We start from the raw sequence: 12,641 nt of genomic DNA on the forward strand, positions 1-12,641 counted from the left end.
AGATCAGTCGAGGAAGCGTGCCGGGTCGAAGGAGGCGAGCGGGATGATGCGCACACGGGGAAGGGGCGCGTTGAACGCGGCGACGTCGTCCTCGAGATCGTAGATGCGCAGCCCGCGCTCGGTCAGCTCCGAGAGCTTGGCCGAGACGAACTCGCGGAAGCAGACCACGCCCATGCGCCGGTCCGTGCCGAGCAGCGATTCCACCTGGGGAACGAAGTCGCCGTCGTGGCTCACGAGCAGGACGTCGCCCGGGCGATCGTGCAGGGCCTCGAGGGTGCGCTGGATGCCGATGTCGACGACCGACTCGTCCTTGCTGCCCGAGAGTGGGATGGGGTGGAAGTCGAGGGCGAGCAGGGCCTGCACGAACGACATCGGCATCTGCCCGTTCGAGGCGTTGAGGAAGAAGAGCCCCCGCACGTCCTGCGCCCAGATCCGGTGGGCGAACTCGAGGATCCGGTCCCACCGGGGCCGTTCCTCCGGCGCCGGGCGATGGCCCAGCACGCTCATCCCGAGCGTTGCATCGATGTTCTCACCGTCGACGAGGACGTAGGTTGGCCGGCTCATGGGCTCCAGCGTAGCCACCCGGCCGCTCACCGGCGTCACGGCGCCGTTCGCCGCCCCGGACGCACCGGTGGCGCCGGCCGTCACCGGGATTAGGAACTATCAGGTACGTGGAGTACCGTGCACCCGTGTTTGAATCGACTGCAATTCCCACGATCGTTCAGTTGGACGCGAGCGCGCCGGCGGCGCTGCTCACTCAGACCCTCCCGGATGCGCGGATCATCCGCTTCGGTGAGGGCGAGTTCCTGCCTCCGCTCACCTCGATCTCCCACCTGGTGGTCCTGGGCGGGGAGTCCTCCGCCTACGACAAGGCCCTCGCGCCCGTGGCCCAGCTGCTCACGCAGGCCGTCGACGCCGGCGTGCCCACCCTCGGGATCTGCCTCGGGGCGCAGCTGCTCGCCGTCGCCACCGGCGGCGCGGTCGAGGTGGACGCCCCGAGCGGCCCCGAGAACGGGATCGTCGAGATCCGCCTCCGCCCGGACGCCGCCCAGGACCCGGTGCTCGGGCGCGTGGCCGAGCGCCTCGGCCGCGACCTCCCGGTCGTGACCATGCACGCGGACGCGATCACCGACCTGCCCCCCAAGGCGACGTGGCTCGCGAGCTCGACCCAGTACCCGTTCCAGGCGTTCCGCATCGGCTCGGCGCTCGGCGTGCAGTTCCACCCCGAGGCCGACGCCGGCACGTACGCCGGCTGGCTCGAGCGCAAGACGGGCGCCGACCCGAGCGCCGCCCGCGCCGAGTGGGCCGCCCACGCCGACTCCCTCACCGCGCTCCTCGAGAGCCTCACGGCCGGCCTCCTGGCCACCGAGCCGCTCCACCTGGCGAACTGACCGACCTCAGCCCGGCTGCCCGGGCGAGGTGCCGGCGTCCATGATCCGGTAGGCGTAGCCCTGCTCGGCGAGGAACCGCTGCCGGTGGGCGGCGAAGTCCGCGTCCACCGTGTCGCGGGCGACGACCGTGTAGAAGTGGGCGGTGCGCCCGTCCTTCTTCGGGCGCATGATGCGGCCGAGTCGCTGGGCCTCCTCCTGCCGGGAGCCGAACGTGCCCGAGACCTGGATCGCGACCGCCGCCTCGGGCAGGTCGATCGAGAAGTTCGCCACCTTGCTCACGACGAGCACCCGGATCCGGCCGGTGCGGAACTCCTCGAACAGCTCCTGGCGTTGCTTAACGGTCGTGGCCCCCGTGATGAGCGGGGCCTCGAGATGACCCGAGAGCTCCTCGAGCTGGTCGATGTACTGGCCGATCACGAGTACCTGATCGTGTGGATGGGCCGCCACGAGCTGCTCGACCACCCGCACCTTGCCCGGCGCGGAGGCGGCGAGGCGGTACTTCTCCTCGGGCTCCGCGCTCGCGTAGACCATCCGTTCGCCCTGGGGCAGATCGAGGCGCACCTCGACGCAGTCCGCCGGCGCGATATAGCCCTGCGCCTCGATGTCCTTCCACGGGGCGTCGTAGCGCTTCGGGCCGATGAGCGAGAACACCTCGTCCTCCCGGCCGTCCTCGCGCACGAGCGTGGCCGTGAGCCCGAGCCGGCGCCGGGCCTGCAAGTCCGCCGTCATCCGGAAGATCGGGGCGGGAAGCAGGTGCACCTCGTCGTAGAGGATGAGGCCCCAGTCGCGGGCGTCGAGCAGGTCGAGGTGGGTGTAGACGCCCTTGCGGCGGGTCGTGAGCACCTGATAGGTCGCGATCGTCACGGGCCGGATCTCCTTGCGGGCACCGGAGTACTCGCCGATCTCGTCGGAGGTCAGGGTGGTGCGCCGGAGCAGCTCGTCGCGCCACTGCCGCGCCGAGACCGTGTTCGTCACGAGGATGAGGGTGGTCGCCTCCGCCCGGGCCATCGCCGCCGCGCCCACGATGGTCTTGCCCGCCCCGCAGGGAAGCACGACGACGCCGGAGCCGCCGTGCCAGAACCCCTCGACCGCCTCCTCCTGGTAGGGCCGCAGCGCCCACGTGTCGGTCACGAGGCCGATCGCGTGCGCTTCGCCGTCGACGTAGCCCGCGAGATCCTCCGCGGGCCAGCCGAGCTTGACGAGCACCTGCTTGAGGTGGCCCCGCTGGCTCGGGTGCACCGCGACGCTCACCTCATCGATCCGCTCGCCCACGAGGCCCGCCATCCGCTTGGACCGCAGCACCTCGGTGAGCACCGCCACCTCCACCGCGTGCAGCACGAGGCCGTGGGTGGGATGGGCCACGAGCTGGAGCCGGCCGTAGCGGGACATGGTCTCCGCGACGTCGACGAGCAGCGAATGCGGCACCGGATAGCGCGAATACGTGATGAGGGCGTCGACCACGTGCTCGGCGTCGAAGCCCGCGGCCCGCGCGTTCCACAGCCCCAGCGGCGTGAGCCGGTAGGTGTGGATGTGCTCGGGCGCCCGTTCCAACTCCGCGAACGGCGCGATCGCCCGCCGGCAGGCGCCCGCATCCGGGTGGTCGACCTCGAGCAGGAGGGTCTTGTCGGACTGGACGATGAGCGGGCCGGTGGTCATCCGCCCATTGTCTCAGCCTCCGCCCACGCGCCGGGTGAGTGATCGCACACCCCCGGACGCGCCTCGGCCCCGGCCCTCAGAAGATCCAGTCGACCACGGGCGCGACGGGCCACGACAGCGCCGTCGACGCCGCCGCGAGCGCCCCCGGGTCCGCCGCCGCGACGAGCCCGGCGCGCGCGAGCGCCGCGAGCGACGTCCCGCCCAGGTACGCCGCGCTCAGCTCGCGCACGTCGAGCGAGAGGTGAGCTGCGTCGTCCGTACGCGTGACCTCGGGGTGGTCCCACGCGCGCCCGCGCAGCCGCCAGCGCCCGGCGCTCGCGGGCAGGAGGTCGTCGGTCAGCTCGAGGACGACGTCCACGTCGCCCGCGAGCGTGCGCGCCGTGAGCGCCCCGGGCACGTCGACGAGGCGCAGCCAGGAGTTGTCCTGGTAGGTCGGGCTGCAACGGCGCAGGTCGAGCAGCCATTCGAGCAGCGGATCGTCGAGCGCGAGCATCGGCGTGCGGATCGTCGTCATGAGGTCGAGGTCGAGGAGCACCCGCCACAGCCGGTGGGTCGCGGCGGGGTCGAGGCCGACCGCCCCGCCCACGCGCACGACCCCGGTCGGGCCGGCCGCCTCCCAGGCGAGCGAGCGGCGGAACGTGGCATAGGCGCGCACCTCCGCGCCGCGCACGAGCACGACCTTGCGGGCCTCGAGACCGCCGCGCAGGGCGGGGGTGTCGGCGGCGCGGGAGGCCGCCAGCGCCGGGGTCTCCCACGTGGCCCAGCCCGGACGCCCCAGGCCCCGGCGGCCGTGCTCGCGATGCACCCCGGACACGAGGTCGGCGTGCACCGCGGGGTCCCAGTCGGCGATCTCGACGGTCAGCTCCGCGGCCTCGCGCGCGGCCGGGCCGGGCAGCGGGCGCAGCTCGGCGGCGCGCGGGATGGTCAACTCGAGGTGGCGGGTGGCCAGGCCGTAGCCGAAGCGGCCGTAGATCGCCGGCTCGGCGGCCGTGAGCCCGGAGACCACCTCGCCCGCCTCGACGCAGCCGGCCAGGTGCCGGGCGATCATCGCCCGGAGCAGTCCCCGGCGCCGATGCCCCGGATGCACGCCGACCCACGTGAGCCAGCCGCAGCGGGCGTGTCCGCCGGGCACGGGGTAGGCCGCGAGCGGGTGGGTCGAATGGATCGCGGCGAGCGGGCCGCCGGGTTCGGGACCCGATTCGATTCCCCACGTGCGCTCCCACGTGAGCGGATCGGGCGCGGTGAGCTGGTCCTCGAGGCTCGTGCCGGTGGGGAAGACCATCGTGTCCAGGCCCACGACCTCCCGCCGGCGCTCGGGGCCGAGCCGGACGAATCTGTACGGTGCGGGCACGGTCATGGGCCCAGTCTGGCGAGGCCCGGCGGGCGGGGCAATGGAATTCCGGTGCACGGTGCGCGATCGCCCGCCCGGAGGCGGACCTGGGTCCTATCGGCGCCGAAGTGCGGCGGATAGCCTGGGGTCATGCCTGTTGAGTCGCGGACCTCCACGCCCATCGATGCCCTGTGTGAACGCTTCCTCCTCTCCCTGGCCGAGCTGCAGCCGGAGCTGCGGATCTACCTCGGGCTCGCGGGCGACCGCACCGCGTTCACCGACCTGTCCCCGGCCGGGCGCGAGGCCGAGCGGGCGCTGTTCACCCGCACCCGGGCCGAGCTCGTCGGGATCGAGGTGAAGGACGAGGTCGACTGGGTCACGAAGATCGAGCTCGCCCGCGACCTGGGCCTGCGGCTCGAGGTGCTCGAGGCCAAGTGGGATCAGCGTGACCTGAACAACCTCGCGAGCCCCTCCCAGGAGATCCGGCAGAGCTTCGACCTGCTGCCCAGGGCGACCGAGGAGGACTGGGCCGTCGTCGCCGGCCGGCTCGCGGGGGTTCCAGGCGCGATGGCCGGCTACCTGACCACGCTGCGGGAGGGGATCGCCGAGCACAACACGCCCGCGCGCCGGCAGGCCGAGATCGTCGCCGCCACGCTCACCGACTACCTCGACGGCGAGGGCTACTTCGGGCGGTTCATCGCGCCGTCCGCCGGGCTCGTCGGCGCGGGGCTGCGGGCCGACCTCGAGCGCGGAGCGGCGGCGGCCACGGGCGCGTACGCCGAGTTCGCCCAGTTCCTGCGCGAGGAACTGCTCCCCGGGGCGACGCCGAACGACGGCGTGGGACGCGACCTGTACGACCTGCAGCTGCGCCGCTTCCTCGGCGCGACCGTGGAGCTCGACGAGACGTACGAATGGGGGCTGGCCGAGCTCGCGCGGATGCGCGCCGAACAGGAGGAGATCGCCGGTCGGATCGTGCCCGGGGGGACCGTGGCCGAGGCGATCGCCCACCTGGACTCCGATCCCGCCCGCCGGCTGCACGGCACCCGCGCGCTGCGGGAGTGGATGCAGGCCACGGCGGACGAGGCGATCGACGCCCTCGGCCGGGAGCACTTCGACATCCCCGCACCGGTGCGGACCCTCGAGTGCATGATCGCGCCGACGACGTCCGGGGAGATCTACTACACCCCGCCCTCGGACGACTTCTCCCGCCCGGGGCAGATGTGGTGGGCCGTGCCCGAGGGGGTGACGGAGTTCAACACGTGGCGCGAGAAGACCACCGTGTACCACGAGGGCGTGCCCGGACACCATCTGCAGCTCGGGCAGGCGGTCTACAACCGCGAGCAGCTCAACTCGTGGCGCCGGGCGGCGGGCACGTCCGGGCACGCGGAGGGGTGGGCGCTGTACGCCGAGCGCCTCATGGACGAGCTCGGCTATCTGAGCGACCCGGGCGATCGGCTCGGCATGCTCGACGGGCAGCGGATGCGCGCGGCCCGGGTGGTGCTCGACATCGGGGTGCACCTGGGCAAGGTCCGCCCGGACGGCGAGGGTCGCTGGACCTACGACTACGCGCTCGAGTTCATGCGCGAGAACGTGAACATGGACGACAAGTTCGTGCAGTTCGAGGTGAACCGGTACTTCGGCTGGCCCGGCCAGGCGCCCTCCTACAAGGTGGGTCAGCGCATCTTCGACGAGCTGCGTGCCGACGTGCAGGAGGTCGAGGGGGCCGGCTTCGACTTCAAGGACTATCACCGGAAGATCCTCGACATGGGCGGCGTCGGGCTCGACACGCTGCGGGCGGCGGTCGGTCGGCAGGTCGCGGGCCACCGGCATTAGCAGGGGCCGGCGCCGCGGATGCGGACAGCAGGCGGCGGTCATTCGCGAGGGGCCCTTGCGCTGGTCGCGTGCTGTAGCCACAATTGTGTACATGTCTACCGGGCCCCTTCGTGATATCCGCAACCGCTTCAGCGACGTCGTCGACCGCGTCCAGCACGAGCACGAACGCGTGACGGTCACGCGCAACGGGCGACCCGCAGCGGTCATCATCAGTCCCGACGACCTGGCCGCACTCGAGGAGACCTTGGCCGTACTGAGTGACCCGCAGGCACTGGCCGATATTCGCGAGGCCGATGCGGCCTACGCGGCCGGAGAGGTCGTTCGCGGCGCCGACGCGGCTCGTGCCCTGCGGCGGTGAACGAGGAGGAGGCACCGTTCGAATTGGTGCTGACGCCACCAGCGGTTCGGGCGATCCAGCAGGCCTTGCCCGAGGCGGTCGCGACCGCCGTCCTCGAGTTCGCCACCGGAGCGCTCGTGCGGAACCCTCGGAGGGTCGGCACGCCCCTTCGCGGCGAACTCGCCGGCATCTACTCGGCGCGACGAGGAACGTATCGCGTGCTCTATCGCATCAACGACGCCGACCACGACGTCGTCGTCCTACGGATCGAGCACAGGCGAGACGCGTATCGGGCACGCTGAGCAGGCGCTCCCGTCCGAGGGCCGAGAGTGTCGGCGCGGGCGGGAAACGCCGGTCGACATCGGGTGCACCTGGGCAAGGCCGGTTCAGGCTGGGTCGACCCGGATGAGCCGGTGCACCGCGAGCACGATCTCGGCGTCGCGGGTCACGTCGAGGAGCCGGATCCTGCCGCCGTCGACGCTCAGTACCCGCACCGTGCGTTCGTCGATGCGGCCCCGATCGGCGGCCACGGCGATGCGGACGTGGCGCCCGTGCGCGGCGGCGACCCGGAGCAGTTCCAGTTGGTCCGCCGTGACGGAGTCGCCCGCGGCGTCGAACTCCCCGGCGAGAACCGCCTCCTCCCGGGCATCGCCCTCGCGCAGCCGGGTCACGACCTGTTCGGCCGGCACCGGCGCCGCGGCCTCGGCTCGTCGCCGGGTCCGCGTGGCCCGCACCGCGGTGCGGGCGTCGGGGAGGAGCTCGCCACTGGCGGACTCGGGCCGGGCCGCCGCCCCCGCCTCGCGCAGCAGGCCCAGCACGGCCGCCTCCCCGAGCGTGCTCACGGCGACGGTCGGCGCGAGCAGCCGCAGGCCGAGCCGCGGGTCGGCGACGAGCTCGGCGAGGGCCGGCGCACTCGCGCGCACGTAGCAGCCCACGGCCCCGACACGGATCGAGCCGTGGCGACGGCCGGCGTCCTCGATCAGATACTCGAGCGCCTGCGGCAGCGGCGTACGACTCCGGGCGCGCAGCCGCTCGAGGAGCTCCTCCGCCGACAGGCCGCGCTCGAGCGCCGCGGCCACCGATCCGGGGGTGAACCGCACGGTGAGGCCCTGGCCGTGGCTCTCCGTCAGCGCGGCGAGCTCGACCAGCTCGCCCAGCTCCCGGCTCGGCGGTCCGGGCACGATGCCGGTGAGGTCTCCCTGGATGATCAGCTCGTCCACGGGAGCGGGCGCCACCCGCGCCCAGGCGGCGGCGAGCGCGTCCGGCCCGGCCCCGCCCCGGCCCGGGGGCTCCAGCACGGCCCGCCCGAGCACCGTGAGTGCACCGGCGGCCACGAGGCCCAGCTCGGCGGCCTCGGCGCACACGGCGGCGACCGTCTCCGCGGGCGGCGCCGACCGGGGCGAATGCCAGGCGAGGTGGGCGGTGAGGTCCGTGAGCGCGGGGGCGTGGGAGTCCGGCCAGGCGGCGAGCGCCTCGAGCACCTGCCGGCGCAGCGCGGGCGCCCAGGCGCGGTCGACCTCGGGGGTGAGCGCGGCCCGGATGCCGGTGCGCCGGGCCGTGTTGCCCGCGCTCCCCACGAGCCACGACACCTGCGTCTGCTCGAGCCATGCCCGCACGCACGCGGCCCACTGCTCCCCCGGGGACGACCCCGCCCAGCCGCCGGCCCGGAGCGTCGGCGCCCAGCCGTCGGCGTCGAGGCCCGCGTGGATCCCGATCAGGCCGGCGGCGTCGGCCACCTGAACGGCCAGCGCGAATCGGCCGAGGTCCTGCGGCCGCGCCGACGAGCTCTCGAGCCGGGCCGCGGCGGCGCGCAGCTCCCGCACCCCGAGTCCGCCGGAGCGAAGCACCGTGGCCGGTTCCTCGCCCCACAGGTCGAGCAGACCGCCGATCCGGCGCAGGAACGCGCCGGCCGCCTCGAGCGCCTCGGCGGTCACCATCGCCGCCATGCGCTCCGCGCCGGCCGGGGTCGGCGGGGCCGGGGGAGCGGCGGTGGCCACGTGCGGCGCGCGGACGGCCAGGCCCACCTCCCGCGGCAGCACCACCTGGGTCGGGCTGATCCGGGCGAGCACGTGATGGGCGAGGAGCCAGGTGACCGCATCCGGGACCTCCCCCTCGGGATGTGAGCCCGTGGCCGGGCCGCGGGCGAGGGAGCGCACCATCGCCGCCGCCGCGGGGGGCGCGCCGGCGAGGATCGCGGTGAGGGCCGCCGGCGTCGCGGGAACGAGCCCCGGGTCGGGCGCCACATCCGTGACGGCCGGCCCGAGACCGAGGGTGAGCCGGTGCCACGGCGTGCCCCGGAGCGCCTCGGCCGCGGCGGGCACGAGCTCCTCGTCGAGCACGAGTGCGAGCCGGGTGAGTTCGCCGAGCCGGTCGGACGCCTCGGCCGTGGAGGTGCCGAGTGCGCCCGCGAGCTCCGCGGGGGCGGCCGGGATCCGCCCGATGGCGAGCGCCTCGGCGGCGCGCAGGGGCGGTGCCGGAAGCCGGCCGAGCGCCCGGTGGACGGAGGCCGGGCTCAGTGCCCGCACCGCCAGGGCCGCGGTCGAGGAGGGCTGGGGTGTGGCCAGGTCCTGCCGGGCGTGCACCAGGGCCGTGAGTTCCCCATCGGAGGCCGCCCGCAGCCGCCGCATCAGATCGGTGCGCACGGATCCATGCTAGCGGCGGCGGGGAACCGGCCGGCCGGGCGAGGGTGGACGGTGCCGCCCGGACGGGGTCGCCCGGGTGGAGCCTGGACGGGTAGCCTATGGGTGTCGGCCCGCGGGGCCGGTCGCGCGCGTGCGTGCCGATCGTTTCGAGAGCAGAGGGATTCGCGTGCCCAGCGGCAAGGTCAAGTTCTACGATGCCGATCGCGGCTTCGGCTTCATCGCCTCCGACGACGGAAGCGAAGTGTTCCTGCACGCCTCCGCGCTGCCCGCCGACACTCCCGCCCCCCGCCCCGGTGCCCGGGTGGAATTCGGGGTGGCCGACGGTCGCCGTGGCCCCCAGGCCCTGGCGGTCACCGTTCTCGACGAGGGGCCCTCGGTCAGCCGCGCTCGACGCAAGCCGGCCGATCAGATGGTTCCCATCGTCGAGGACCTCATCACCCTCCTCGACCGTTCCGGGGGCCGGCTCCGTTCGGGCCGCTACCCCGAACGGGCGGAGGCCACCAAGATCGCCTCGGTCCTGCGGGCCGTGGCCGACGAATTCGACGCGTGAGCGAAACCATATGACTGCTTCCCCCATTCCCGCCGCCACCAAATCCGGAAAGGACGCCGTGCTGGCGGATGCGGTCGACCGCGCCCGCGAGGCGGCACTGGCCGACGGCGAGGACTTCGTCGGAGACCACCTCGGCTTCGTGCTCGAGGACGTGCGCCGCGGCACCCACTACTTCGCGTGCACCCACCCCGGGTATCACGGCTGGATGTGGGCCGTCACGGTGACCCGCATCGCCCGCGCCCGCAAGGCCACGGTGTGCGAGAGCGGGCTGCTGCCCGGGCCGAGCGCGCTGCTCGCCCAGGCCTGGGTGCCGTGGGCCGACCGGCTCGCCCCCGGCGACCTGCGCCCCACCGACCGGCTTCCCTACGACGGGGACGATGCGCGGCTCGAGTCCGGCTACGTCGCCACCGGCGACCCCGAGACGGACCGGGTCGCCATCGTCGAGCTCGGCCTCGACCGCACCCGGGTGATGACCCGACCCGCGCTCGATGCGACCGCAACCCGGTGGTACAACTCGGTCCACGGACCCTCCTCCGCCGGATCCAAGGCGGCCGAGGCGGACTGCAGCACCTGCGGCTTCCTGATCCCGCTCGCGGGCCACCTGGGAACGTTGTTCGGCGTGTGCGCGAACGAGTGGTCCCCCGACGACGGCAAGGTCGTCAGCCTCGACCACGGCTGCGGCGCCCACTCGGAGACCGACGTCGCCGACCAGGGCCCCGACTGGCAGCAGAGCGCGCCCGTGATCGACGAGAGCAACCTCGAACTCTCCGCCCCGGAACCAGCCGAGGCGGCCCCTGAGGCGACCCCGGAACCGGCCGTGGCCGATGAGGTCGACCCGGAATCGGCCGCCCCGGAGGCACCCGGTGCCGAGACGGACGCGCCCGCGCCGGCCCCCGAGGGCGACACGCCCGCGTCATGAGCCCCTCCCGGGACCCGCGCACGACGGGTGACCCGGTGACCGCCGGGATCACGTCGCTGCGCCCGCTCGTCCCGGGCGTGTACCTGCCCTCGCTGCTCTTCGAGATCGGCGTCGGCGCCGTGCTGCCGATGATTCCGGTCATCGCCTCCTCCCTCGGCGCCGACCTGGGCACCGCCGCGTTCATCGCCGCGCTGCTGCCGATCGGGCACATCCTCGCCGACGTGCCCGCCGGGGCGCTCGCCGCCAGATTCGGCGACCGGGCGGCCATGATCGGCTCCTCCGGCGCCGCGGTGATCGGCGCCGTCCTCGCCGGTCTGTCCGGGGTGACCGGCAGCCTGGCGATGCTGGCGATCGGCGTGCTCCTGCTCGGGGCGACCGAGGCCGTCTACGGGCTCGCCCGGCAGTCCTACCTCACCGAGGCCGTGCACCCGCTGCGCCGGGCCCGCGCCATGTCGACCCTCGGCGGGGTCCACCGGATCGGACTGTTCATCGGCCCCTTCGCCGGCGCCGGACTCGCCCTGGTCGCAGGCTCCTCGGCGGCGTTCTGGCTCGCCGGGGCGACCTCGCTGGCCGCCGCCGCGGTCGTCTTCTCCACCGCCGAGATCGCGGGCGAGCGCGCACCGACCGGGGGAGCCGGACGGGCGAGCATGGCGCAGGTGCTCCGCGACAACCGCGAGGTCTTCGCCACCCTCGGCGTGGCCATCTTGCTCATCGGCGCCGTCCGCGGGGCGCGGCAGGTCGTGCTGCCGCTGTGGACCGAATCCCTCGGCTACTCCCCGGCGGCGACCTCGCTCGTGTTCGGGATCGCCGGCGCCGTGGACATGCTGCTGTTCTATCCCGCGGGCAAGGTCATGGACCGGCTCGGACGGCTCTGGGTCGCCATCCCCTCGATGATCGTCATGGGCCTCACCCTGCTCGCGCTGCCGCTCGCCACCACATTCGCCTCGATCTGCGTGATCGCGGTCGTGCTCGGCTTCGGCAACGGCATCGGATCGGGCATCCTCATGACCCTCGGCGCCGACACCGCCCCGGCGGAGCAGCGCTCCCAGTACCTCGGCATCTGGCGCGTCTTCGCCGACTCCGGCAGCGCCACGGGACCCCTGATCGTCTCCGCCGGCGCCGCGGCCGGATCCCTCGCCGCCGGCATCATGGCCGTCGGCGTGCTCAGCGCGGGCACCGTGGCCGCGCTCGCCCGCTGGGTACCCCGGTGGTCGGTGCACGCGAACCGCCGCACCAGGCGCGAGGCCGGCATCGAGCCGGGCGCCCCGTGACGATCCGCGACCTCGACCTCGCGCCCGGCCGCCTGCCCGGCTGGATCGAACGGTTCGCGGCCGACCACGGCACCGGTGGCGGGATCGAGGCCACCGCGGATGCGGGGGCGCTCGTGCTGACCGGCAGCGACGCGGTCGTCGCGCGCCTGCGCGGATGGTTCCCGCTCGCCGCCGGGCCGACCGGGGCGATCGGTCCGGTTCCCGACGTCCCCGGCCCCCTCCTCGCCGAGCTCACCCGCGGCCCCGACCACGCCGGCCTCGTGCTGCTGCGCCGCGGCGGCTACGCGATCGGACTGGCCCACGGCGGGAGACTCGTCGCCCACAAGTGCGGCACCCGCTACGTGCAGGGCCGCACCGCCGCCGGCGGGCAGTCCCAGCAGCGCTTCGCCCGCCGCCGCGGCAACCAGGCGGACGCCCTCGTCGAGGCCGCCGCCGGCCACGCCGAGCGGATCCTCGCCCCGCTGCTCGAGCCGCGGGGCCTCGACCGGGGCGGCGCGCCGCGGGCGGGCCTGGTGCTCGGCGGCGACCGGATCCTGCTCGAGCAGCTGTTCGCGGGCCGCGCCCTCGCGCGGTTACGAAAGCTCCCCACCCGGGAGTTCCCGGACGTGACCAACCCGCGCTACGTCGTCCTCGAGCAGACCCTGACCCGCGCCCGAAGCGTGGCCGCGCGGATCGAGCACCCCGACGCGCGGTGAAGCGCCGACACGGCCGG

Annotated in this window: 12 protein-coding genes; 8 read left to right on the forward strand and 4 right to left on the reverse strand. The window is 74.2% G+C overall.

Going from position 1 to position 12,641, the window contains the following annotated elements:
- Nucleotides 1-3 precede the first annotated feature (3 nt).
- Nucleotides 4-564 (reverse strand): NYN domain-containing protein, encoded by a 561-nt coding sequence (locus GCG21_RS00715; protein WP_152817374.1) that lies wholly within the window; start codon nt 562-564, stop codon nt 4-6.
- A 125-nt stretch (nt 565-689) separates the two neighbouring features.
- Here GCG21_RS00715 and GCG21_RS00720 point away from each other — a divergent pair, with 125 nt between their 5' ends.
- On the forward strand, nt 690-1,391 hold the full coding sequence (locus tag GCG21_RS00720; protein ID WP_370517177.1) for a type 1 glutamine amidotransferase: 702 nt from the start codon (nt 690-692) through the stop codon (nt 1,389-1,391).
- Between the two features lie 6 nt (nt 1,392-1,397).
- On the opposite strand, the gene GCG21_RS00725 is transcribed toward GCG21_RS00720, so the two are convergent.
- Nucleotides 1,398-3,047, reverse strand: a complete 1,650-nt coding sequence (locus GCG21_RS00725) for a DNA repair helicase XPB (RefSeq protein ID WP_152817375.1) — start codon at nt 3,045-3,047, stop codon at nt 1,398-1,400.
- Nucleotides 3,048-3,123: 76 nt separating this feature from the next.
- Complete coding sequence (locus tag GCG21_RS00730; protein WP_152817376.1) at nt 3,124-4,404, reverse strand: GNAT family N-acetyltransferase; 1,281 nt, start codon at nt 4,402-4,404, stop codon at nt 3,124-3,126.
- A gap of 123 nt (nt 4,405-4,527) precedes the next feature.
- Between GCG21_RS00730 and GCG21_RS00735 the strand changes: the two genes are divergently transcribed.
- The 3 genes from GCG21_RS00735 (at nt 4,528) to GCG21_RS00745 (ending at nt 6,849) form a co-directional block, all read left to right on the forward strand.
- Nucleotides 4,528-6,210 (forward strand): DUF885 domain-containing protein, encoded by a 1,683-nt coding sequence (locus GCG21_RS00735; protein WP_152817377.1) that lies wholly within the window; start codon nt 4,528-4,530, stop codon nt 6,208-6,210.
- 91 nt (nt 6,211-6,301) lie between these two features.
- A complete protein-coding gene (locus tag GCG21_RS00740) occupies nt 6,302-6,568 on the forward strand; it encodes a type II toxin-antitoxin system Phd/YefM family antitoxin (RefSeq protein ID WP_152817378.1) in 267 nt (88 codons plus the stop codon).
- Nucleotides 6,565-6,849, forward strand: coding sequence for a type II toxin-antitoxin system RelE/ParE family toxin (locus GCG21_RS00745; RefSeq protein ID WP_370517178.1), 285 nt, complete (start codon nt 6,565-6,567; stop codon nt 6,847-6,849). Before GCG21_RS00740 ends, GCG21_RS00745 begins: the two co-directional genes overlap by 4 nt.
- A gap of 84 nt (nt 6,850-6,933) precedes the next feature.
- Here GCG21_RS00745 and GCG21_RS00750 read toward each other — a convergent pair whose 3' ends face one another.
- Complete coding sequence (locus GCG21_RS00750; protein ID WP_152817379.1) at nt 6,934-9,189, reverse strand: helicase-associated domain-containing protein; 2,256 nt, start codon at nt 9,187-9,189, stop codon at nt 6,934-6,936.
- 166 nt (nt 9,190-9,355) lie between these two features.
- On the opposite strand from GCG21_RS00750, the gene GCG21_RS00755 reads away from it, so the two are divergent.
- From GCG21_RS00755 to GCG21_RS00770, 4 genes are read left to right on the forward strand one after another with little or no spacing between them, the layout of a single operon-like run.
- On the forward strand, nt 9,356-9,739 hold the full coding sequence (locus tag GCG21_RS00755; RefSeq protein WP_153877292.1) for a cold-shock protein: 384 nt from the start codon (nt 9,356-9,358) through the stop codon (nt 9,737-9,739).
- A gap of 10 nt (nt 9,740-9,749) precedes the next feature.
- Nucleotides 9,750-10,658, forward strand: a complete 909-nt coding sequence (locus tag GCG21_RS00760) for a DUF3027 domain-containing protein (RefSeq protein ID WP_152817380.1) — start codon at nt 9,750-9,752, stop codon at nt 10,656-10,658.
- The gene (locus GCG21_RS00765; RefSeq protein ID WP_152817381.1) at nt 10,655-11,929 is read left to right on the forward strand and encodes an MFS transporter; all 1,275 of its coding nucleotides are present in this window, start codon (nt 10,655-10,657) and stop codon (nt 11,927-11,929) included. Before GCG21_RS00760 ends, GCG21_RS00765 begins: the two co-directional genes overlap by 4 nt.
- Nucleotides 11,926-12,624, forward strand: a complete 699-nt coding sequence (locus GCG21_RS00770) for an acVLRF1 family peptidyl-tRNA hydrolase (RefSeq protein WP_370517179.1) — start codon at nt 11,926-11,928, stop codon at nt 12,622-12,624. The genes GCG21_RS00765 and GCG21_RS00770 overlap by 4 nt, the downstream gene beginning before the upstream one ends.
- The last annotated feature ends 17 nt before the right edge of the window (nt 12,625-12,641 follow it).

The organism is Pseudactinotalea sp. HY160 (assembly GCF_009372055.1).
In the GTDB taxonomy this organism is placed as follows: domain Bacteria; phylum Actinomycetota; class Actinomycetes; order Actinomycetales; family Beutenbergiaceae; genus HY158.

Coding starts and splice junctions, on each gene's coding strand:
- GCG21_RS00735 (WP_152817377.1), top strand. CDS start 4,528: ATGCCTGTTGAGTCGCGGACCTCCACGCCCATCGATGCCCTGTGTGAA.
- GCG21_RS00760 (WP_152817380.1), top strand. CDS start 9,750: ATGACTGCTTCCCCCATTCCCGCCGCCACCAAATCCGGAAAGGACGCC.
- GCG21_RS00730 (WP_152817376.1), bottom strand. CDS start 4,404: ATGACCGTGCCCGCACCGTACAGATTCGTCCGGCTCGGCCCCGAGCGC.
- GCG21_RS00740 (WP_152817378.1), top strand. CDS start 6,302: ATGTCTACCGGGCCCCTTCGTGATATCCGCAACCGCTTCAGCGACGTC.
- GCG21_RS00725 (WP_152817375.1), bottom strand. CDS start 3,047: ATGACCACCGGCCCGCTCATCGTCCAGTCCGACAAGACCCTCCTGCTC.
- GCG21_RS00765 (WP_152817381.1), top strand. CDS start 10,655: ATGAGCCCCTCCCGGGACCCGCGCACGACGGGTGACCCGGTGACCGCC.
- GCG21_RS00715 (WP_152817374.1), bottom strand. CDS start 564: ATGAGCCGGCCAACCTACGTCCTCGTCGACGGTGAGAACATCGATGCA.